We start from the raw sequence: 20,108 nt of genomic DNA, 5'->3' as shown, positions 1-20,108 counted from the left end.
GCTGCTGGGCGAGGATGGCAACGACGGGCTCTATGGCGAAGCCGGTGACGACGTGCTCGACGGAGGTGCGGGCAACGACTTCCTGGACGGTGGCGCGGGGGCCAACACCTACCGCTTCGGCCGGGGCGACGGGCAGGACACCATCTCCTTCAAGAGCGGCGGCAGCGACGGCAAGCTCGGCACGCTGCAGTTCAAGGAAGGGGTGCAGGCCTCGGACCTGGTGCTGCGGCAGGTCTACGACAACCAGCTGAACGACAAAGCGCTGGAGGTGTCCATCGCCGGCACGGGCGACAAGGTGACCATCAACGGGTTCTTCTACTTCTCCGATCCGGCTGCACCCTTCAGCTCGGTGCAACGGTTCGAGTTCGCCGATGGCACGACCTGGGACCTGGCTGCCATCACGGCCAAGCTGTTCACAGGTGGTGACGGCAATGACACCATCGTCGGTACGAGCCGCAGTGACACCATCCTTGGAGAAGCTGGTGACGACAGTCTTTATGGAGGCGAAGGCAACGACGTGATTCTCGGAGGCTCAGGGAACGACTGGATCAGCGGAGAGGCCGGGGACGATGTGATCGAAGGCGGCGCTGGCGATGACAACATGACGGGGGGACGCCATGGCGCCTACGACGGTGCTGGCAACGATACCTATGTGGTCGGGCGCGGAGATGGCAATGACGTCATCTACGACAACGATGGCACGCCAGGCAACGCGGATGTCCTGCAGTTCCAGGGGGACATCCAGGCTGACCAGCTGTGGTTCCGCCGCGTGGGGCAGTCGCTGGAGGTCAGCGTGATCGGAAGCGGCGACAAGGTCAACGTTCTGGATTGGTTTGCCAGCGCGAACTATCAACTGGAGCAGATCAAGTCGTCCGATGGCAAGACGCTGTCGAGTGCGAATGTCAATGCCCTGGTGGAGGCCATGGCGGCTTTCGCACCTCCGGCCGCTGGGCAGACGACGCTGCCTCCCGATTACCGCAGCAGCCTGTCGAACGTGATCGCGACCAACTGGACCTGATCGCCGGCGGCCAGGGCCCTCTCGCGGCCCGCCCCGGGGGCGGGGGCGAGCCGGTCCGCTGACAGCCGCACGCGCCGGCGTGCCGGCGCGCGCTGTCCTGTCGCGTGCGCTCAGTTCATTTGGTGCCGAAAATCCGATCCCCCGCATCCCCCAGCCCCGGCAGGATGTAGCCGTGCTCGTTCAGTTCGCGGTCGATCGCGGCGGTGAAGATCGGCACGTCCGGGTGCGCCTTCTGCAGCGTGGCGACGCCTTCGGGCGCGGCCAGCAGGCACATGAACTTCACCGAACGCGGCTTCAGTTCCTTGAGCTTGGCGACGGCGGCGGCGGCGGAGTTGCCGGTGGCGAGCATCGGGTCCACGACGATGATGTCGCGCTCCTCCATTTCGGAGGGCATCTTGAAGTAGTACTCCACCGGCTGCAGCGTCTGCGGGTCGCGGTAGAGGCCGATGTGGCCGACGCGGGCGCCCGGCACCACGGTCAGCATGCCGTCGAGGAAGCCATTGCCCGCGCGCAGGATGGAGACGAGCACCAGCTTCTTGCCGTCGATGACCTTGCCGGTCATGGTTTCGAGCGGGGTCTCGACCTCGATGTCCGACAGCGGCATGTCGCGCGTGATCTCGTAGGCCATCAGGGTGCTCAGCTCGCCCAGCAGGCGGCGGAAGCTGTTGGTGCTGGCGTCCTTGCGGCGCATGAGGGTCAGCTTGTGCTGCACCAGCGGGTGCGTGATGACGTGGACGTTGCCGGAAGGGTTCTCGGTGCTCATGGGCGTGGGAAAGGGAGGGGAAATAAGGGACAACCCTTCAGTCTGCCAGAAACCGTGCATACCGCGGCAGATCGACGTTGCCGCCGCTGACCACGATGCCCACGCGCGCACCCCGCAGGTCGATGCCGCCGTGGTGCGCGCCGGCCAGCGCGAGCGCCCCGGTGGGCTCGACCACCATCTTCATGCGCTCGGCGAAGAACCGCAGCGCCTGGACGAGCTGGGCGTCGGCCACGGTGACGACCTCGTGCGCCAGCCGCTGGATGATCGGGAAGGTGATCTCGCCGGGCGCCTGGGTCTGCGCGCCGTCGGCGATGGTGCGGGGCGTCTCGATGCGCACGATGTGCCCGGCGCGCAGCGACTGCTGCACGTCGTTGCCGGCCTCCGGCTCCACGCCGACCACCTTGCAGTCCGGCGCCAGCCGTTCGGCCGCGAGCAGGCAGCCCGACAGCAGGCCGCCGCCGCCGAGGCAGACGAAGAGATAGTCCAGCCCGGGCACGTCTTCCAGCAGCTCCACCGCGGCCGTGCCCTGGCCGGCGATGACGTGGGGATGGTCGAACGGCGGCACGAGCACCATGCCGCGCTCGTCGGCCAGGCGCCGGCTGATGGCCTCGCGGTCTTCGCGGAAGCGGTCGTAGGTGACCACCTGGGCGCCGTATTCGCGCGTGGCGGCCATCTTGGAGGCGGGCGCGTCCTCGGGCATGACGATCACCGCGGGCATGTCGAGCAGGCGGGCCGAGAGCGCGATCGCCTGGGCATGGTTGCCGGAGGAGAAGGCCAGCACGCCGCGCTCGCGCTGGGCGGCGTCCAGCTGCACGAGGGCGTTGTAGGCGCCGCGGAACTTGAAGGCCCCCATGCGCTGGAGGTTCTCGCACTTGAAGAAGAGCTGGGCGCCCAGGGCCTCGTCGGCGGTGCTGGAGCGCAGTACGGGCGTGCGGTGCGCGATGCCAGCCAGGCGCCGCGCCGCGGCGGCGACGTCGTCGTAGGTGGGGGGAGCCGGGGGATGCGTTTCCATGGAGCGTCCTCGCGAAGCGTGTCCGGTGTCCGGAAAAGGGTTGCCGCATCATAGTCCGGCCAGGCCGTTGTTTCGCGGGTCTCCCGGCTCCCGGCCGCCCGGAGCGCACTCCAGGCCCGCCAGCCCCGGTCAGCCCAGTTCGCTGAAGCGCTGCACCGGCGCCAGGCCGGGGAAGTCGCCCGCGCGCCGCTCCCGCATCGCGCTCACGGACTCGCCCACGTGGCGGTTGCTCCACACCGTGCCCTGCAGCCAGCCCATCTGGCGCAGGCTGTCGTCCACGGAATGGTCGCGCGCATAGTGCACGGCCTGCTTGGTGCCCCAGATGGCCACCGGCGGCTTGGCGGCGATCTCGCTCGCGCAGGCCAGGGCCGCTTCCAGCATGGCCTCCTGCGTTGCGAACACTTCGTTGACCAGCCCGCAGGCCAGGGCGCGGGCGGCGGGCAGGCGCCGGCCGGTGTAGGCCAGCTCCTTGACGATGCCCAGCGGGATCAGCTTGGGCAGGCGCTGCAGCGTGCCCACGTCGGCCACCATGCCGATGTTGATCTCCTGGATGCAGAAGAAGGCGTCCTCGGTGGCGTAGCGGATGCAGGCCGCCGTCACCATGTCCACCGCGCCGCCGATGCAGCCACCGTGGATCGCCGCGATGACCGGGATGCGCAGGGATTCGATGCGGGTGAAGGTGGCCTGCATGTCGGTCAGCAGGTCGAAGATGGCGGCGCGGCCTTCGGGGCTCTGGTCGTCCATGGCGACGGCGCCGCCGAAGGTGTCCAGCGCCATGCCGGCCGAGAAGTGCCTGCCGGTGCTGCTGATGACCAGCGCCCGTGCGTCGCCCGAGCGGTGGATCCGCGCGAGCGCCGTGTCCAGCTCGCGCCAGAAGGTGGGGTGCATGGTGTTGAGCGCTTCCGGACGGTCGAGCACCAGGTGCGCGACGTGGTCCGTGACGGTCAGGCGGAAGCAGGTGAGGGCGGCTGTGTCGGTCATGCGGCGCACTCTAGGCGGGACGCGGCACTGCCGGCCGTCACCTGCGCGACGGGGGGGGCAGCGCGGGTGGTGGGCGGCAATCAGGCGAAGAGCACGAGCAGGCCGCTGAGCGTCACGACCGAGCCGGCCGTGGTCAGCAGGGTGGTGGCGGAGGTCACGGCCGCCTCGCGGCGGTAGAACTCGGCCAGCATGAACGGCCCCGTGCCGGTAGGCAGGGCGGCCAGCAGCACGGCCATGTGCACCTGCGCCGCGGGCAACTGGAACACGGACTGCGCCAGCCACCATGTGAGCGCCGGCAGGGCCAGCAGCTTGGCGGCCGTGAGCGACAGGGAGGTGCGGTGGCGGCGGGCCTGGCCGTGCGATTGAGCGGGCCGGTCGGCCATGAAGGCGCCCAGGCCGACCAGGGCGCAGGGCGTGGCGGCCTGGCCGAGCATGTGCAGGAAGGTGTCCACGCCGCCGGGCAGGGGCAGGCCGGTGGCCGCGAAGCCCGCGCCCAGCAGGGGCGAGAGCACGATGGGGTTGCGCAGCGATCGCGCGAGGGCCTGCACGACGGTGCGCAGGCCCGGCCCGTCGCTGCCCAGGCCCACCTCCACCAGCACCACGGCCAGCGAGAACAGCACGCAGACCACGAGGATGGTGGCCACCGTGGCCTCCATCTGGCTCGCGTGGCCGAACACCAGCAGGCACAGCGGCAGGCCGACATAGGCCGTATTGGAGTAAGACGCCGCCACGGCATCCACGCTCGCGTCCGCCAGGTGGCGCCCGCCGCGCAGGCGCAGCGCCAGCACGGCGATGAACACGGCCAGCGTGGCGATGCCGAAGGCGGCGACGAACCGCGGCTGCCACAGTTGCGCCCAGGTGCTGTGGGCCATGATGCCGAAAAGGGCCGCGGGCAGGGCGAGCCACACCACGAACCGGTTGATGGTGCTGGAGGCCGAGGCATCGAACACCCGGGCGCGCCGCGCGAGATAGCCGGCGGCGATGAGGGCGAAGAGGGGCAGCAGGATGGAGAGGGCGGAGGTCACGGTGCGGGAGGCGGCAGGTTGCTGGGCGTGGGGGGCTTGCCGGGGCAACGCTCGCATTCCCCGGCCGATGCGCCAGAGTAGGCAGGTACGGCCATACCGTCCAATATCATCGGAGGCCTTTGGCAATACCTTTTGGGCATCATGCTGGACCTTCGGCGCCTGCGTTACTTCCTGGCCGTGGCGGACACGCTGCATTTCGGGCGGGCGGCCGCGCGCCTGCACATCTCCCAGCCGCCGCTGAGCCGCCAGATCGCGGCGCTGGAGGAGGAACTGGGCGTGCAGCTGCTCGAGCGCAACCCCCACGGCGTGGCGCTCACGGCCGCGGGGCAGCAGCTGCAGGCGGACGGGCGCGGCATCCTGGCCTCCGTCGAGCGCGCCGCGCTCAATGCGCGCGCGGCTGCCGCGGGCGAGGCCGGGCGGCTGGCGATCGGCTTCACCATGTGCGCGGCCTACAGCGTGGTGCCGGGCTATGCGCGGCGCTTCGCCGCGCGGCATCCGCAGGTGGAGCTGTCGCTGCGGGAGGTGGTGTCCAACGACCTGGTGGCCCAGGTGGCCGAGGGGCGCATCGACGCGGCCATCGTCTTCGCCCAGCCGCTGCCGCCCGGGCTCTCGCACCGCACGGTGGTGCGCGAGCCGCTGTGCCTGGCGCTGCCGCGCGGGCACCGCCTGGCGGCGCGGCGCAGCGTGCCGGTGGCGGAACTGGCGGGCGAGCCCTTCATCGCCACACCGCCGGACGTGGCGCCCTCGCTGCACGCGGCGGTGCTGGCGCAGTGCCGCCAGGCCGGCTTCGCGCCCCGCATCGCCATGGAAGTGCAGCTGCAGCAGACCATCCTCAGCCTGGTGGCCGAGGGCGTGGGCGTGGCGCTGGTGCCGGCTTCCATGCGCCGGGTGCAGCCGGACGCCGTGGTGTTCCGGCCCGTGCCGCCCGTGGTAGAGCTGGCGCAGGACCTGGTCTGGCGCGCCGCGAACAGCAACCCGTGCCTGCAGCACCTCCTGGCCCTGGCGCCGGATGCCTGATCGCCCCCGGGCAGGCCGGCGGCGAACGCTGCCTCAACGGCGCACCGTGCCGGCGTCCTGCCCGAACAGCACCTTTTTCGCGTCCTCGTCCACCGTCGGCGCGGTGTTGATGGTCTTCGCGAGGTCATAGGCGCGCGCGGTGGCGGGCCGGGCCTGGATGCGCGCGAACCACTGCGCGAGGTGGGGGAAGTCCTTCAGATCCTGGCGCTGCCGCTCGTGCGGCACGATCCAGGGGTAGCTCGCCATGTCGGCGATCGAATAGGTGCCGGCGATGTATTCGCGCCCGTCGGAGAGGTGCTTGTCCAGCACGCCGTAGAGGCGGCCGGTTTCCTTCACGTAGCGGTCGATGGCGTAGGGCACCGGCTCCGGCGCATACTGCGTGAAATGGTGGTTCTGCCCTGCCATGGGGCCCAGGCCGCCCATCTGCCAGAACAGCCACTGCAGCGCCTCGGTGCGGCCGCGCAGGTCCTGGGGAATGAACTGCCCGGTCTTGTCGGCCAGGTAGAGCAGGATGGCGCCGGATTCGAAGACGGAGACCGGCTCGCCGCCGCCGGCCGGATCGTGGTCCACGATGGCGGGAATGCGGTTGTTCGGCGCGATGCGCAGGAACTCGGGGCGGAACTGCTCGCCACGGCCGATGTTCACGGGCAGCAGCCGGTAGGGCAGGCCGGCTTCCTCCAGGAACATGGTGATTTTGTGGCCGTTGGGGGTGGTCCAGTAGTGCAGGTCGATCATGCGGTGGGCTGTGTGGGAAGCGTCGTGGATTCAGCGGGAGGCCGCCAGGGGCCCGCCGAGCGGCAGGGCCGCATGCGTGGCCTGCCGCTCGCCGCCGGTCTTGAAGACGGAGATGGTACGGCGAAGATTCTCTGTCTGCTGCTTGAGCTTCAGGGCCACGGCTGCCACTTCCTCCACGGCCGCGGCATTGCTCTGCGTTACCGAATCCATCTGGGTGATGGCTTCCGAGATCTGGCCCACGCCCGTACTCTGCTCGGCCGTTGCCCGCGAAATCTCCGTCATCATCTGCGCGACCCGGTTCACGGCAGCCATGACCTGGTCCAGCGTGCCGCCCGCTTCATCCACCAGTTCCGTGCCGGTGCGCACCTGGTTGGCCGAATCCTCGATCAGCGCCTTGATCTCGCGCGCGGCCGTGGCGCTGCGCTGCGCCAGCGTGCGCACTTCCGAGGCGACGACCGCGAAGCCGCGGCCCTGCTCGCCCGCGCGGGCCGCTTCCACCGCGGCGTTCAGGGCCAGAATGTTGGTCTGGAAGGCAATGCCGTCGATCACGCTCGTGATGTCGCCGATCTTGCGGGAGCTGCCGCTCACCACGCCCATGTTGTCGGCCATGCGCGAGAACACGGAGCGGCTTTTCTCCATGAGCGTCGCGGCCTCGCTGGCGGTGCGGTCGGCCTGGGCCGCGTTGGCGGCGTTCAGTTCGATGGTGCGGGAGAGCTCTTCCATACTGGCGGCCGTTTCCTCCAGCGAGGCGGCCTGCGCCTCGGTGCGCGAGGACAGGTCCACGTTGCCCTGCGAGATCTCGTCGGCGCCGTCCGAGATCACGTCGGCGCTGGAGCGGATCTCTGCCACCATGCGCGCGAGGTTGCCCTGCATCTGGCCGATGCTGTGCATGAGGCTGTTCTGGTCCCCGGGCCGCAGCGGCACGGTGCCATCGACATGGCCCTGCGAGATGCGCCCGGCGATCCGGGCCGCCTCGGCCGGCTCGCCGCCCAGCGTGCGCACGATGGACCGGCCGAAGGTCCAGGCCAGCCCGCCGAGCAGCAGGATGGCGCCGGCCAGGATGCCCATCATCACGCGCGCCTGCCGCCAGAAGGCGGCCTCGATGTCCTGCGTGAAGAAGCCCGTGCCGATCCACCAGCCCCAGGGCTCGAAGGCATAGACGCCGTTGAGCTTGGGCGCCATCTCGCCGGAGGGCAACTGCGCGCGGATGGTGGCGATGCCCATGCCGTTCACGCCCTCGCGCATGGCCTTCAGGTAGGCATCCGTGTCGGAACTCCCGTCCATGGCCTTGCCGGAGGACTGCGTGCCCACCACCTTCGGATTGAAGTGCACCAAGTTCAGGCCTTCCGGCGTCCGGCCCCAGTAGTAGCTCCGCTGCTGGTCATTGAGGAAGGTCAGGGCCTTCTTCGCAGCAGCCTGGGCCTGGTCCCGGGTCAGGGTGCCGTCCTTTTCGAGGCTGTGGTAGTGGTTCACCAGCGTCCTGGAGATGCTGAGCATGTTGAAGATCTGCGCGCGCCGCTCTTCCAGGCCGTAGTTGCGCAGCTTGAACAGCGAGATCGCGCCCACCGCCGCCAGCAGGACCATGGCCACCAGGGAAAAGACGAGGAGGCGGGTGGAGACTTTCATGGTCTGGCTCCAGGAAGGATGGACAGGGGTGGCTGCGTCCCGTGCTATCGCGCAGTCATGCCTAGCATATCCATCTTTTCCATATTTCCCATTTTTTCTGGCCGGCGCCGTGGCCGGGTGTGGCGCCGGCCCGTCAGCGGCGCCGCCCGCCGAACACGCTGCCCAGCACCCCGCGCAGGATCTCCTTGCCCAGCGAGGTGCCCATGGTGCGCACGGCCGAGCGGGCCATGGTCTGTACCAGCCCGTCCTTCTTGCCACCACGGGGGCCCGTGGAGCCGAACAGCACATCGTTCAGGCCCCCCAGCAGCCCGCCGTCCCCGGACGGGGCTCCGGTGCTCCCCGTGCCGGCCTTGCCGCCGGCCGGCGCCTGCACGGCATCGCCGGTGCGGCCGCGCAGCTTCTCGTAGGCCGATTCGCGGTCCACCATCTTTTCATAGACGCCCGCCACCAGCGACTGCGCCATCAGCGCCTGGCGCTGCTGCGGGGTGATCGGCCCGATCTGGCTGCCGGGCGGCAGCACGAAGACGCGCTCGGTGGGTCCGGGGCGTCCCTTGGCGTCCAGCAGGCTCACCAGTGCCTCGCCCACGGCCAGTTCGGTGATGGCGGCCTCGATGTCCAGCCCGGGCTGCGGGCGCATCGTGGTGGCCGTGGCCTTCACGGCTTTCTGGTCGCGCGGCGTGAAGGCGCGCAGCGCATGCTGCACGCGGTTGCCGAGCTGGGCCAGCACGCTGTCGGGAATGTCCAGCGGGTTCTGGGTCACGAAATACACGCCCACGCCCTTGGACCGCACCAGCCGCACCACCAGCTCGATGCGCTCGACCAGCACCTTGGGCGCCTCGTTGAAGAGCAGGTGGGCCTCGTCGAAGAAGAACACCAGCTTCGGCTGGTCCGGATCGCCGATCTCGGGCAACTGCTCGAAGAGTTCGGACAGCATCCAGAGCAGGAAGGTGGCGTAGAGCCGCGGCGACTGCATCAGCTTGTCGGCCGCGAGGATGTTCACCACACCCCGGCCGTCCACCGTCTGCATCAGGTCGTTGATGTCCAGCATCGGCTCGCCGAAGAACCGGTCGCCGCCCTGCGCCTCGATCTGCAGCAGGCCGCGCTGGATGGCACCCACGCTGGCCGCGCTGATGTTGCCGTACTCGGTGGTGAACTCCTTCGCGTTCTCGCCCACGTGGGCGAGCATGGCGCGCAGGTCCTTCAGGTCGAGCAGCAGCAGGCCGTTGTCGTCGGCGATCTTGAAGACGATGTTGAGCACGCCCAGCTGCGTCTCGTTCAGGCCCAGCATGCGGCCGAGCAGCAGCGGCCCCATGTCGGAGATGGTGGCGCGCACGGGGTGGCCCTGCTCGCCGAACACGTCCCAGAGCGTGGTGGGGCAGGCCAGGGGCTCCGGCAGGGGCAGGCCGCGCTCGGCCAGGGTGGCGGCCATCTTCTCGCCGATGCGGCCGGGCTGGCTGATGCCGGTCAGGTCGCCCTTCACGTCGGCCATGAACACCGGCACGCCGATGCGGGAAAACCCCTCGGCGAGGGTCTGCAGGGTGACCGTCTTGCCGGTGCCGGTGGCGCCCGTGATGAGCCCGTGGCGGTTGGCCAGCGCGGGCAGCAGGTGGCATTCGGCGGTGTCGTGCTTCGCAATCAGGATCGGTTCGGCCATGGCTGGGGAGAGTCAAAAGTAAAATCGCGTCCGACCGGTAGATTAATCGATAGACACAACAGCAAGGACTCCCTGTGGCAGGACACAGCAAATGGGCCAATATCCAGCACCGCAAGGGGCGGCAGGATGAAAAGCGCGGCAAGATCTGGACCCGGATCATTCGCGAGATCACCGTCGCCGCGCGCGCCGGCGGGGGCGACGTCTCCGCCAACCCGCGCCTGCGGCTGGCCATCGACAAGGCCAAGGCCGCCAACATGCCGGCCGACCGCATCAAGTACAACATCGACAAGGCCACCGGCAACGCCGAAGGCCTGACCTACGAGGAAATCCGCTACGAGGGCTACGGCATCGGCGGCGCGGCCATCATCGTGGACACGATGACCGACAACCGCGTGCGCACCGTGGCCGAAGTGCGCCATGCGTTCAGCAAGTACGGCGGCAACATGGGCACGGAAGGCTCGGTGGCCTTCCAGTTCAAGCACGTCGGCCAGCTCATCTTCGCCCCCGGCACGAGCGAGGACAAGGTCATGGAAGTGGCCCTGGAGGCCGGCGCCGAAGACGTGGTGACGGACGAGGACGGCGCCATCGAGGTGCTCACCGCGCCCGGCGACTTCGAGGCCGTGAAGAACGCCCTGGAGGCCGCGGGCCTGGCGCCCGACGCCGCCGACGTGACCATGCGCCCCGACGTCACCATCGACCTGGCCGGCGAAGACGCCGAGCGCATGCAGAAGCTCCTGGACGTGATCGAGGACCTCGACGACGTGCAGGAGGTCTACCACAACGCCGCGCTCTGAAGGGCGAGAACCCGGACACCCCATGAAAGTTCTTGTCATCGGAGGCGGCGGCCGTGAACACGCAATGGCCTGGAAGCTCTCGCAGTCTCCCAAGGTCACCAAGGTCTACGTGGCCCCCGGCAACGGCGGCACCGCCCTCAATTCCAAGCTCGAAAACATTCCCGTGACCGACGTGCGCGCGCTGCGCGCCTGGGCACAGGAGCAGAAGATCCAGCTGACCGTGGTCGGCCCCGAGGCGCCCCTGGCCGCCGGCGTGGTGGACGAGTTCCGCGCGCACGGCCTGCGCATCTTCGGCCCCACCAAGGCTGCCGCGCAGTTGGAAAGCTCCAAGGCCTTCTCCAAGGCCTTCATGCGCCGCCACGGCATTCCCACGGCCGACTACGACACCTTCACCGATCCGGCGCAGGCCCATGCCTTCATCGACCGCCTGGGCGCGCCCATCGTGGTCAAGGCCGACGGCCTGGCCGCCGGCAAGGGCGTGGTCGTGGCGATGACCGCGCAGGAAGCCCACGACGCGGTGGACTTCATGCTCGTGGACAACAAGTACGGCGTGAGCCACAACGAGGGCGGTGCGCGCGTCGTCATCGAGCAGTTCCTCGAAGGCGAGGAAGCGAGCTTCATCGTGCTGTGCGACGGCAAGAACGTCGCCGCGCTGGCCACCAGCCAGGACCACAAGCGCCTGAAGGATGGCGACCAGGGCCCGAACACGGGCGGCATGGGCGCGTATTCGCCCGCACCCGTGGTCACGGCCGACGTGCATGCACGCGCCATGCGCGAGATCATCCTGCCCACCATCCGCGGCATGGAGAAGGACGGCATCCCCTACACGGGCTTCCTGTACGCCGGCCTGATGATCGACGCCAAGGGCCATCCCAAGACGCTGGAGTTCAACTGCCGCATGGGCGACCCCGAGACCCAGCCCATCCTCATGCGCCTCAAGAGCGACCTGGTGGACGTGCTGGGCGCCGGCGTGGACGGCAAGCTCGACCAAGTCGAGCTGCAGTGGGACCGCCGCCCCGCGCTGGGCGTGGTCATGGCCGCCCACGGCTATCCGGAAAGCCCCCGCAAGGGCGACGCCGTCACCGGCCTGCCGGCGGATGCCGACGACGCCATGGTTTTCCATGCCGGCACCGAGCTGCAGGACGGCGTGGTGCGCACCACCGGTGGCCGCGTGCTCTGCGTGACGGCGCTGGCCGACAGCGTGAAGCTGGCGCAGCAGCGCGTCTACGACGTGGCGCGCGGCATCCACTTCGACGGCGCGCAGTACCGCCGCGACATCGGCCACCGGGCGGTGAAGAGCTGATGGCCACGGCATCCGGACCGGGGCGCGTCCCGGGCGCTTCCGCGCCGCCGCCGGACGCGGCCGAGCGCGTGCGCGCCTACCTGGTGGACCTGCAGTCGCGCATCACCAACGCGATCGAGAGCGTCGAGGGGCAGGGCGGTGCGCGCTTCCTCTCCGACGCCTGGAGCAAGGCCCCGGGCGAGCCGCTGCAGGGCGACGGCATCACCCGCATCCTCGAGGGCGGGCGCGTGTTCGAGCGCGCGGGCTGCGGCTTCTCGCACGTGCGCGGCGCCGCGCTGCCGCCTTCGGCCACGCAGCACCGGCCCGAGCTGGCCGGCGCGCCGTTCGAGGCCATGGGCGTGTCGCTGGTGTTCCACCCGGTCAATCCCTACGTGCCCACGGTGCACATGAACGTGCGCATGATCGCCGCGGCGCGCGACGGACAGCCGCCCGTGTGCTGGTTCGGCGGCGGCATGGACCTCACGCCCTATTACGGCTTCGAGGAAGACGCGGTGCACTTCCACCGCAGCTGCCGCGAGGCGGTCTATCCTTTCGGCGAAGGGCTCTACCTGCGCTTCAAGCGCTGGTGCGACGAGTACTTCTACCTCAAGCACCGCGACGAGCAGCGCGGCATCGGCGGCATCTTCTTCGACGACTTCTCCGAGCTGGGCTTCGACCGCAGCCTCGCGATGATGCAGTCGGTGGGCGATGCGTTCCTGGGCGCCTACCTGCCGATCGTGCAGCGGCGCCAGGGCATCTACTTCGGCGACCGCGAGCGCTCCTTCCAGTGCTACCGGCGCGGCCGCTACGTCGAGTTCAACCTCGTCTGGGACCGCGGCACGCATTTCGGGCTGCAGTCCGGCGGGCGCACCGAGTCGATCCTGCTGTCCATGCCGCCCCTGGCGGGCTGGGCCTACCAGCGGCAGGACGCCCCGGGCACGCCCGAAGCCGAGCTGACGCGGCGCTTCCTCGTGCGGCGCGACTGGCTGTGAGGCGCCGCCGCATGCCCCCGGGGAGGGCGCAAAGCTATAATTTCAATAGCTGCCTGCGCCCACCTCGCAACGGTACCAGGCGCCAGACATTCCCCAACCCCGCTGCGGTGGCGCATTCCGTGCCCGCAGCGCTCCATTGGCTCCCGCGCGGGTTGCGCGCTATATTGCCTCTCACCCCCAACATTTCCCGTCCCTGATGACCACCTCCACCCGTTCGGAATCCGCCGCCAAGAAGGACGTCACGAAACTCCAGCGCGCCATCGTCGATGGCCTGGAGGACGTCAAGGCGCAAGACATCCAGGTGTTCAACACCGAGAAGCTGTCGCCGCTCTTCGAGCGGGTCATCGTGGCGTCGGGCACGTCCAACCGGCAGACCAAGGCCCTGGCCGCCAGCGTGCGCGACGCCGTGCGCGAGGCGGGCTTTCCCAAGCCGCGCACCGAGGGCGAGGACAACGGCGAATGGATCATCGTGGACTGCGGCGCCGCCGTGGCCCACATCATGCAGCCGGCCATCCGCCAGTACTACCGCCTGGAAGAGATCTGGGGCGAGACGCCGGTGCGCCTGAAGCTGGGCGCTGCCAAGCCCGTGAAGGCCGCCGAATCGGGCGATGCCGCACCCGCGAAGAAGAAGGCCGCGCCGCGCAGGAAGGCTGCGGCAGCCGAAGCGGAAGTGCCGGCACGCAAGCCGGGCCGCAGCAAGGCTGCCGCCGCCGCCCCCGCTCCGGCTCCCGCCAGGAAAGCTGCCGGCAAGGCCGCGCCCGTGAAGGCCGCCGCCGCAAAGACCCCGGCCAAGGCCCCCGCGAAGACCGCCGCCAAGACCACGGGCAAGGCCGCTGCCGGCAAGTCGCCCGCAGCCAAGTCGGCCGCACCGAAGGTGAAGACGGTGGTGGTGAAGCCGGTGGCCCGCAAGCCCGCGGCCAAATCCGCGGCGGCCAAGAAGGCATCTTCGGCCCGTCCGGCTGCACCGCGCGCGGCCGCTGCCAAAAAGGCCCCGGCCCGCAAGAAGGCCGGCTGAGTGATCGGGCAGGCGGGCGTGCCACCCTGGGCACGGCGCATGCGCCGGGCTCCGGCAGGATGCCCGCGGAGCACTGACCGATGAAACTCCTCATCGTGGCCGTGGGCCAGCGCGTGCCCGACTGGGCGCAGACCGCCTACGACGACTATGCCAAGCGGTTCCCGCCCGAGTTGAAGGTGGAGCTCAAGGCCGTCAAGACCGAGCCGCGCGGCTCCAAGACGCTGGAAACCCTCTACGCCGCCGAGCGCGAGCGCATCGAGGCCGCGATACCGCGCGGCACGCGCGTCGTGGCGCTCGACGAGCGCGGCACCTCGCTCACCACCAAGGCCCTGGCCGCCCGCCTCAAGGACTGGCAGCTGGGCGGCGACGACGTGGCGCTGGTCATCGGCGGCCCGGACGGGCTCGACCCGGCCTTCCGCCAGGCCGCGCACGAGCGCATCCGCCTCTCGGACCTCACGCTGCCGCATGCGATGGTGCGGGTGCTGCTGATCGAGCAGCTCTACCGCGCGTGGTCCGTGAACGCCGGCCATCCCTACCACCGGGAATAGCCTCCGCGCAGCGGCGCCAGACCTGCATCGCATGCGTCGTTCCGCCGCAGGTTTCCCCCCCGGGCAGCTCGCCCTGCAGCACGAAGCCCGCATGCCGCAGCAGCGCCAGCGAAGCGGCATTGTCCGCATGCACGTGTGCATCCAGATGCCGCAGCCCGAAACCCTGGAAGCAGCCGCGCAGCAGCGCTTCCAGCGCCTCGAGCATGAAGCCGTGCCGCTGGTGGGTGCGGGCGATCTCGTAGCCGACCTGCGCCGTCCGCTCCACCGGGTCCCAGCCCTTGAGTTGGCAGAGCCCGATCAGGCCCGGCACATCGCGCCGCTCGATCGCCCAGCAGATGTCGGGCACCGGCTTGCGGCCGACCATCACCATCCACGCGGCGAACACCTGGGCGGCCTCCAGGTCGGCCAGCGGCGCATAGCCGATCCAGGTGCCCGGCGCGCGCGCATTGCTCATCGCGAGCAGGGCAGGGGCGTCCTCCAGGACGACGGGGCGCAGGCGCAGGCGCTCGGTGTGGAAGCTGGGCAGACCATCGGACATGCCCGCCATCTTCGCGCCCGCCGGCCACTTGCCCGCGCGGCCATCCGATGCCATGCATCGCCGCGCGAAGCAGCTCCGGCATCCGCTATCCTGCCGCCGTGAAACCGAACCCATCCTCCCCTTCCTCCGCCACGCAGGCCACCGCGCCGTCCTTCGTGTACCTGGCCTCCCAGAGCCCGCGGCGCCGCCAGCTGCTCGACCAGATCGGCGTGCGGCACGTGCTGCTGCTGCCCAACGCCGATGGCGATGCCGTCGTGGAAGACGCCGAGGCGATCGAGGCGCCCCGGCCCGGCGAGGCACCCGCGCGCTACGTGCAGCGCGTGACCGGCCTCAAGCTGGACGCGGCCGTGGCGCGGCATGCGCGGCGCGGCCTGGCGCCCGCGCCCATCCTGTGTTCCGACACCACCGTGGCCCTGGGCCGCGACATCCTTGGCAAGCCCGACGACGAGGCGCATGCGCGGCAGATGCTCGCCCGCCTGTCCGGCAGCACCCACCGCGTGCTCACCGCCGTGGCCGTGCAGGTGCCGGGCGGCGCGCGCCACGCGGCGCTGTCGGTCTCACAGGTGCGCTTCGCGGCGATGACCGAGGAGCAGATCGCGGTCTATGCCGCCAGCGGTGATCCGCTGGGCAAGGCCGGTGCGTATGGCATCCAGGGCCCTGCGGCCCGCTACGTGGAGCGCATCGCGGGCAGCTACACCGGCATCATGGGCCTGCCGCTGTTCGAGACGGCGCAACTGCTGCGGCAGGCCGGCCTGCCTGGCTGAAGCGCGACGGCATGCCCGGGGCGGAGGCGGGGCCGTTGAGGCATCATCGGTTCCCGAGCACTTCTTCCCATCCCGCCCTCGACCCGCGCCGCCTGCCATGCAACAAGACATCCTCATCAATTGGTCCCCCCAGGAAACCCGCGTCGCCGTCGTCGAGCACGGTGCCGTGCAGGAGCTGCACGTGGAACGCACGCTGGAGCAGGGCCTGGTGGGCAACGTCTACCTGGGCAAGGTCTCGCGCGTGCTGCCGGGCATGCAGTCCGCCTTCATCGACATCGGGCTGGAGCGCGCGGCCTTCCTGCACGTGGCCGACGTGTGGCACCGGCAGGAGGGCGGCGAGGCACCCATGTTCGCGCGCAAGGGCGAGCCGCCAGTACCCATCGAGAAGCAGGTGTTCGAAGGGCAGGCGCTCATGGTGCAGGTCATCAAGGACCCGATCGGTACCAAAGGTGCGCGGCTGTCCACCCAGGTCAGCATCGCCGGGCGGCTGCTCGTCTTCCTGCCGCAGGACGACCACGTGGGCGTGTCGCAGAAGATCCCGGCCGCCGAGCGCGATGCGCTGCGCGCGCGCCTGCAGGCCCTGGTGGGCGACAAGGCCACGGGTGGTGGCGGCGGCTTCATCCTGCGCACCAACGGCGAGGATTCGTCCGACGCGGAACTGGCGGAGGACATCGCCTACCTGCGCAAGACCTGGGCGCGCATCAAGGAGGCCGCCCTGCGCCAGCCGCCGGCCTCGCTGCTGCACCAGGATTTGAACCTGCTGCAGCGCGTGCTGCGCGACCTCGTGGGCGAAGAGACCGCCAGCATCCGCATCGACTCGCGCGAACAGTTCGCCCTGCTGCAGGCCTTCGGCCGCGAGTTCACCCCGGCCGCCGTGCCCAAGCTGCAGCTGTACAAGGGCGAGCGGCCCATCTTCGACCTCTACGGCATCGACGAGGAGATCGCCCGCGCCCTGGGGCGGCGCGTGGACCTGAAATCCGGCGGCTACCTCATCGTGGACCAGACCGAGGCGCTCACCACCATCGACGTGAACACCGGCGGCTACGTGGGCGCGCGCAACTTCGACGACACCATCTTCAAGACCAACCTGGAAGCCGCCCAGGCCATTGCCCGCCAGCTGCGGCTGCGCAACCTGGGCGGCATCATCATCGCGGACTTCATCGACATGGTGCGCGAAGACCACCAGCACGCCGTGCTCGCCGAATTCCGCAAGCAGCTCGCACGCGACCGCGTCAAGACCATGACCGGCGGCTTCTCGCAGCTCGGCCTGGTCGAGATGACGCGCAAGCGCACCCGCGAATCCCTGGCCCACATGCTCTGCGAGCCCTGCGCGCACTGCCAGGGCAAGGGTAGCGTGAAGACGGCCCGCAGCGTCTGCTACGACATCCTGCGCGAGATCCTGCGCGAGGCCCGCCAGTTCAATCCGCGCGAGTTCCGGGTGGTCGCTTCCGCCAAGGTGGTGGAGCTGTTCCTGGACGAGGAGAGCCAGCATCTGGCGGGGTTGTCGGATTTCATCGGCAAGCCGATATCGCTGCAGGCGGAGAGTGGGTTGGGGCAGGAGCAGTACGACATCGTGTTGTTGTGAGGGTCAGGGGTTGGTGCTGGGGCAGCCCGGTATCTGTGTCGCGGCGGCGCATTCCGATGGGATGTCTCTGAAGATGACATCCCTGCCCACATAGACCTTGTTGGCTTGCACCGGCGAATCGAGCTGCCATTCGATATCGCCGTTCAGCCAGAGATCGACCACTTCGCTCTGGCCCAGCAAGGTCTTGGACTCGATGCGATACAGCCGGACCACATAGGGCATCTTGAAGCTCGGGTGGGTGATGCGCTGCAGAAAAGAAGCTTTGTGGAACTCCAGGCGGTACACCCGGTGCGGGCTGTTTTCGGCATCTGCGAAGGTGGGCTTTGCCAGAGCCCATCCCGCCAAGAACAACGCATTCAGGCCCAGGCACCAGACAATGCAGGGCACGTTCTTGAGGTCGGGAAGCTTCATTACCACTGCATGGGATGTGGTGCCACAGGAAGCGATCGTCAAGGCTTGGTGTTGGGGCAACCCGGTAGCTGTGCCGCTTCCGTGCATTCCGGAGGGATGTTTCTGAAGATGACATCCCTGCCCACATAGACCTTGTTGGTTTGCACCGGCGGATCGAGTTGCCATTCGATATCGATCCCGCTCCAAAGATCGACCACCTGGCTTTCGCCCAGCAGTTCCTTGGGATCAACGCGGTGCAGCCGGACAATGAAAGGAGCCTTCTGGTCGTAATGGGTGATGCGCTGCCACAGGGAGGCGTGATAGAACTCCAGCCGATAGACGTAGTGGGGGCTGTTGTAGCTGTTGAAGAGCGTTGGCTTGGTCGCATACCAGCCCAGTACCACGCAAGCATTCAGCGCGAGACACCAGAGGATGCAGGGCACGTTCTTGAGACCGGACAGCTTCATTACCACTCCAGCTTGATTGGAAAAGGAAGGCGAACACGATGCACGTCGGAGACGATCATGAAATCGCCTCCCCGACCGTGCAACGCGCGCCATTGCCTGAAATGCTGGTTCTGCACCAGATAGCGCTTACGATCCGCTTCAGCCGCATTGACGTGCATCCATTGCTCGGTGAGGGGGATTGCCAGTGCGGACCTGGGTGTACGCTGGGCGCCCCCAGGTCCCCAGAAGCCCAGTGGCTGTGACAGGAAGGAATCGTCGTTGAAGTCATAGGAGTCGCGCAGGTAGAACGCCAACTCGCCGACCGCGATGGTTGCCTTGCCGTGCCCTTGGGCGTCACAGCGATCTTGAGGGTTTCCTCGCCCATGGCGCCGTAGAAGTCCTCCTTAGGGTCACTGAGTTGGCCCACATTTAAAAAATTCACCTGGCAGTGGTCGTCCAGCACTTTCGCTGAATGGTTCAGATTGCCGAAGCGCCAGGGCCGCGTTTATCCCGCCATCTGCCGGGTGACCTTTCTTTGCAACTGCTCTATTCCAGCAGGACTGTTCCATTGCGCTTGTAAACGAGACATCGCAGCCTGCACCCGGGCAAAGCCCAACGCCCACTGCATGGGGACAGTGTTTTCGTCCAACTATACGGAATTCAAATCGATCAGGCGGCGTTGTCCACTTTTGATGGTGTCCGGCATCTCGAACGCCGCTCCCCTGAACCACCGCTCCATCAATGCCGCCGCCACCGGCCACCCCAGGCGCGAGCGCATCACGCCCGGAATGTCATCCAGCCGGAACCGCTGTACCTTCGGTGGCAACTTTTCTTCCAATTGCGCGCGCAGGCGCTCCGTATCGACATGGACGATGCCGTTCATGTGTCCCTTCCGTCTGCTGTTTTTCTTGGGGCCGGATTCTGAAGGCAAACTGTCCGCGCTCTTCGCAGCTTCCAGCGCGGCGGCATTCCAGGTGCTGCCCAAAATGAGCGACGTGGACCGCAAAATCTCGTCGCTGGGGGGCAACCCCGTGCTTCGGGAAAGCGCCGCCAGCTGGATCCTGCCAAAACCGATCGAAGCCTTGATCGGGCAACTGGAGCGCGTGAAGGCAGGCATCCGCGCGCGAGTCGAACACCCGTTCCGTGTCCTCAAGTGCAAGTTAGCGAGTGCCAAGGTGCGCTACCGAGGATTGGCCAATAATATCGCACAGCTGCAAACGCTGTTTGCGCTGCCCAACCTCTGGTTGGCGCGGTGCGAAATATTCCTCTACATACGGACGACATGCATGATGAGATTGATGCGATCAGCGCAACGCTGCGGATGGAGTCGCAGGCTCGGTCGTAGTACGAATGCTAGTAATGCACCGTTACAGATCGGGCTGATATCCAAGCTTGGGTGCAGCTTGGATTTCAGCCCGGCTACTGGCCCTGCTGCAAAGCCTGGCTGTCCTTCCGGTCGATGTGCTGGCGCGGCGCGGGTTCCAACGTCGCATTGATGGCTTGCCCAACCCGGGCAATATAGCCGTTGCGGCGCAGTTGCGCATCCCACCCCTGCAACAACGCCGTGGCTTCATCCACGCCAAGCCGCTTGCCGAAGCGCCAGATCGCGTTGCGGTCCGGCACGTTCATCGCATCCTGCAGCTGTCAAAAGCGCTGGTAGCTTGCGCGGTCCAGCAACTTGTGCTCCATCTGCTCGTCCGAGAGGTTGTACAGGCGCTTCAAGACCAGAATGCTTACCATCCCCTCGGTGGGGTAGGCGGGCCGACCACCCTTGCGGCCATAGCTGCGCTCGATGAGTGCATCCAACAGCCGCGCCAGTTGGGCAAAGTCGATGTGTCGAGCAATCACCCGCAGCGGATTGCCAACTTCATCTCTTGTGCTGGAGCGAGGCCTCGGCGAACAGATTGAACTTCAAGGCGCCGC

The 20,108-nt window shown here is 68.4% G+C and carries 21 protein-coding genes and 2 pseudogenes; 10 read left to right on the top strand and 13 right to left on the bottom strand.

The window, feature by feature from the left end; all coding sequences use genetic code 11:
- Positions 1-1,018, top strand: a 1,018-nt coding sequence (locus T336_RS0101765; protein WP_026431281.1) for a calcium-binding protein, incomplete at its 5' end; no start/stop codon positions are given.
- Positions 1,019-1,133: 115 nt separating this feature from the next.
- On the opposite strand, the gene upp is transcribed toward T336_RS0101765, so the two are convergent.
- From upp to T336_RS0101745, 4 genes are all read right to left on the bottom strand, one after another.
- Positions 1,134-1,781 (bottom strand): uracil phosphoribosyltransferase, encoded by a 648-nt coding sequence (gene upp / locus T336_RS0101760; protein ID WP_026431280.1) that lies wholly within the window; start codon positions 1,779-1,781, stop codon positions 1,134-1,136.
- 37 nt (positions 1,782-1,818) lie between these two features.
- Positions 1,819-2,793, bottom strand: coding sequence for a threo-3-hydroxy-L-aspartate ammonia-lyase (locus T336_RS0101755; RefSeq protein ID WP_026431279.1), 975 nt, complete (start codon positions 2,791-2,793; stop codon positions 1,819-1,821).
- 129 nt (positions 2,794-2,922) lie between these two features.
- Positions 2,923-3,774 (bottom strand): enoyl-CoA hydratase-related protein, encoded by an 852-nt coding sequence (locus T336_RS0101750; protein ID WP_026431278.1) that lies wholly within the window; start codon positions 3,772-3,774, stop codon positions 2,923-2,925.
- A gap of 80 nt (positions 3,775-3,854) precedes the next feature.
- Complete coding sequence (locus T336_RS0101745) at positions 3,855-4,799, bottom strand: AEC family transporter (protein WP_026431277.1); 945 nt, start codon at positions 4,797-4,799, stop codon at positions 3,855-3,857.
- Between the two features lie 141 nt (positions 4,800-4,940).
- Here T336_RS0101745 and T336_RS0101740 point away from each other — a divergent pair, with 141 nt between their 5' ends.
- Positions 4,941-5,816 (top strand): LysR family transcriptional regulator, encoded by an 876-nt coding sequence (locus T336_RS0101740; RefSeq protein WP_026431276.1) that lies wholly within the window; start codon positions 4,941-4,943, stop codon positions 5,814-5,816.
- A 33-nt stretch (positions 5,817-5,849) separates the two neighbouring features.
- Here the strand turns inward: T336_RS0101740 and T336_RS0101735 are convergent, their stop codons facing one another.
- From T336_RS0101735 to T336_RS0101725, 3 genes are all read right to left on the bottom strand, one after another.
- A complete protein-coding gene (locus tag T336_RS0101735; RefSeq protein WP_026431275.1) occupies positions 5,850-6,551 on the bottom strand; it encodes a glutathione S-transferase N-terminal domain-containing protein in 702 nt (233 codons plus the stop codon).
- A 30-nt stretch (positions 6,552-6,581) separates the two neighbouring features.
- Entirely contained in the window at positions 6,582-8,177 is a 1,596-nt protein-coding gene (locus tag T336_RS24635) for a methyl-accepting chemotaxis protein (RefSeq protein ID WP_051647018.1), read from the bottom strand.
- 133 nt (positions 8,178-8,310) lie between these two features.
- Complete coding sequence (locus T336_RS0101725; protein ID WP_026431274.1) at positions 8,311-9,831, bottom strand: helicase HerA-like domain-containing protein; 1,521 nt, start codon at positions 9,829-9,831, stop codon at positions 8,311-8,313.
- 74 nt (positions 9,832-9,905) lie between these two features.
- Between T336_RS0101725 and T336_RS0101720 the strand changes: the two genes are divergently transcribed.
- The 5 genes from T336_RS0101720 (at position 9,906) to rlmH (ending at position 14,462) form a co-directional block, all read left to right on the top strand.
- Entirely contained in the window at positions 9,906-10,625 is a 720-nt protein-coding gene (locus T336_RS0101720) for a YebC/PmpR family DNA-binding transcriptional regulator (RefSeq protein ID WP_026431273.1), read from the top strand.
- A 22-nt stretch (positions 10,626-10,647) separates the two neighbouring features.
- Positions 10,648-11,928: a phosphoribosylamine--glycine ligase gene (gene purD, locus T336_RS0101715; RefSeq protein WP_026431272.1), complete on the top strand. Its 1,281-nt coding sequence runs from the start codon at positions 10,648-10,650 to the stop codon at positions 11,926-11,928.
- Positions 11,928-12,899 (top strand): oxygen-dependent coproporphyrinogen oxidase, encoded by a 972-nt coding sequence (gene hemF, locus T336_RS0101710; RefSeq protein WP_019703073.1) that lies wholly within the window; start codon positions 11,928-11,930, stop codon positions 12,897-12,899. The genes purD and hemF overlap by 1 nt, the downstream gene beginning before the upstream one ends.
- A gap of 196 nt (positions 12,900-13,095) precedes the next feature.
- Entirely contained in the window at positions 13,096-13,914 is an 819-nt protein-coding gene (gene rsfS, locus T336_RS0101705) for a ribosome silencing factor (protein WP_019703074.1), read from the top strand.
- Between the two features lie 80 nt (positions 13,915-13,994).
- Positions 13,995-14,462 (top strand): 23S rRNA (pseudouridine(1915)-N(3))-methyltransferase RlmH, encoded by a 468-nt coding sequence (rlmH, locus tag T336_RS0101700; RefSeq protein WP_019703075.1) that lies wholly within the window; start codon positions 13,995-13,997, stop codon positions 14,460-14,462.
- Here the strand turns inward: rlmH and T336_RS24630 are convergent.
- The gene (locus T336_RS24630) at positions 14,368-15,000 is read right to left on the bottom strand and encodes a GNAT family N-acetyltransferase (protein ID WP_035225130.1); all 633 of its coding nucleotides are present in this window, start codon (positions 14,998-15,000) and stop codon (positions 14,368-14,370) included. The genes rlmH and T336_RS24630 overlap by 95 nt on opposite strands.
- Before the next feature lie 47 nt (positions 15,001-15,047).
- Between T336_RS24630 and T336_RS0101690 the strand changes: the two genes are divergently transcribed.
- Together T336_RS0101690 and rng are read left to right on the top strand one after the other, a co-directional pair.
- Complete coding sequence (locus T336_RS0101690; protein WP_035225085.1) at positions 15,048-15,764, top strand: Maf family protein; 717 nt, start codon at positions 15,048-15,050, stop codon at positions 15,762-15,764.
- Positions 15,765-15,861: 97 nt separating this feature from the next.
- On the top strand, positions 15,862-17,349 hold the full coding sequence (gene rng / locus T336_RS0101685) for a ribonuclease G (RefSeq protein WP_026431269.1): 1,488 nt from the start codon (positions 15,862-15,864) through the stop codon (positions 17,347-17,349).
- Positions 17,350-17,352: 3 nt separating this feature from the next.
- Here the strand turns inward: rng and T336_RS0101680 are convergent, their stop codons facing one another.
- The 3 genes and pseudogenes from T336_RS0101680 to T336_RS24625 all read right to left on the bottom strand — a co-directional run bounded on the left by T336_RS0101680 (position 17,353) and on the right by T336_RS24625 (position 19,068).
- Entirely contained in the window at positions 17,353-17,760 is a 408-nt protein-coding gene (locus T336_RS0101680) for a hypothetical protein (RefSeq protein ID WP_026431268.1), read from the bottom strand.
- Positions 17,761-17,798: 38 nt separating this feature from the next.
- Complete coding sequence (locus T336_RS0101675; protein WP_026431267.1) at positions 17,799-18,206, bottom strand: hypothetical protein; 408 nt, start codon at positions 18,204-18,206, stop codon at positions 17,799-17,801.
- A pseudogene (locus tag T336_RS24625) lies at positions 18,206-19,068 on the bottom strand (DUF6402 family protein). The gene T336_RS0101675 and the pseudogene T336_RS24625 overlap by 1 nt, the downstream one beginning before the upstream one ends.
- Positions 19,069-19,255: 187 nt before the next feature.
- On the opposite strand from T336_RS24625, the pseudogene T336_RS25855 reads away from it, so the two are divergent.
- A pseudogene (locus tag T336_RS25855) lies at positions 19,256-19,438 on the top strand (transposase); the annotation flags it as partial.
- A 166-nt stretch (positions 19,439-19,604) separates the two neighbouring features.
- Here the strand turns inward: T336_RS25855 and T336_RS27295 are convergent.
- Positions 19,605-19,814 (bottom strand): hypothetical protein, encoded by a 210-nt coding sequence (locus T336_RS27295; protein WP_026431264.1) that lies wholly within the window; start codon positions 19,812-19,814, stop codon positions 19,605-19,607.
- A 15-nt stretch (positions 19,815-19,829) separates the two neighbouring features.
- On the bottom strand, positions 19,830-19,991 hold the full coding sequence (locus tag T336_RS27290; RefSeq protein WP_244883853.1) for a transposase: 162 nt from the start codon (positions 19,989-19,991) through the stop codon (positions 19,830-19,832).
- Positions 19,992-20,108: the final 117 nt, after the last annotated feature.

The organism is Paracidovorax oryzae ATCC 19882, from assembly GCF_000687165.1.
In the GTDB taxonomy this organism is placed as follows: domain Bacteria; phylum Pseudomonadota; class Gammaproteobacteria; order Burkholderiales; family Burkholderiaceae_C; genus Paracidovorax; species Paracidovorax oryzae.
The sequence above is the reverse complement of the archived record's forward strand: the minus strand, read 5'-3'. Positions and strand labels throughout refer to the sequence as shown.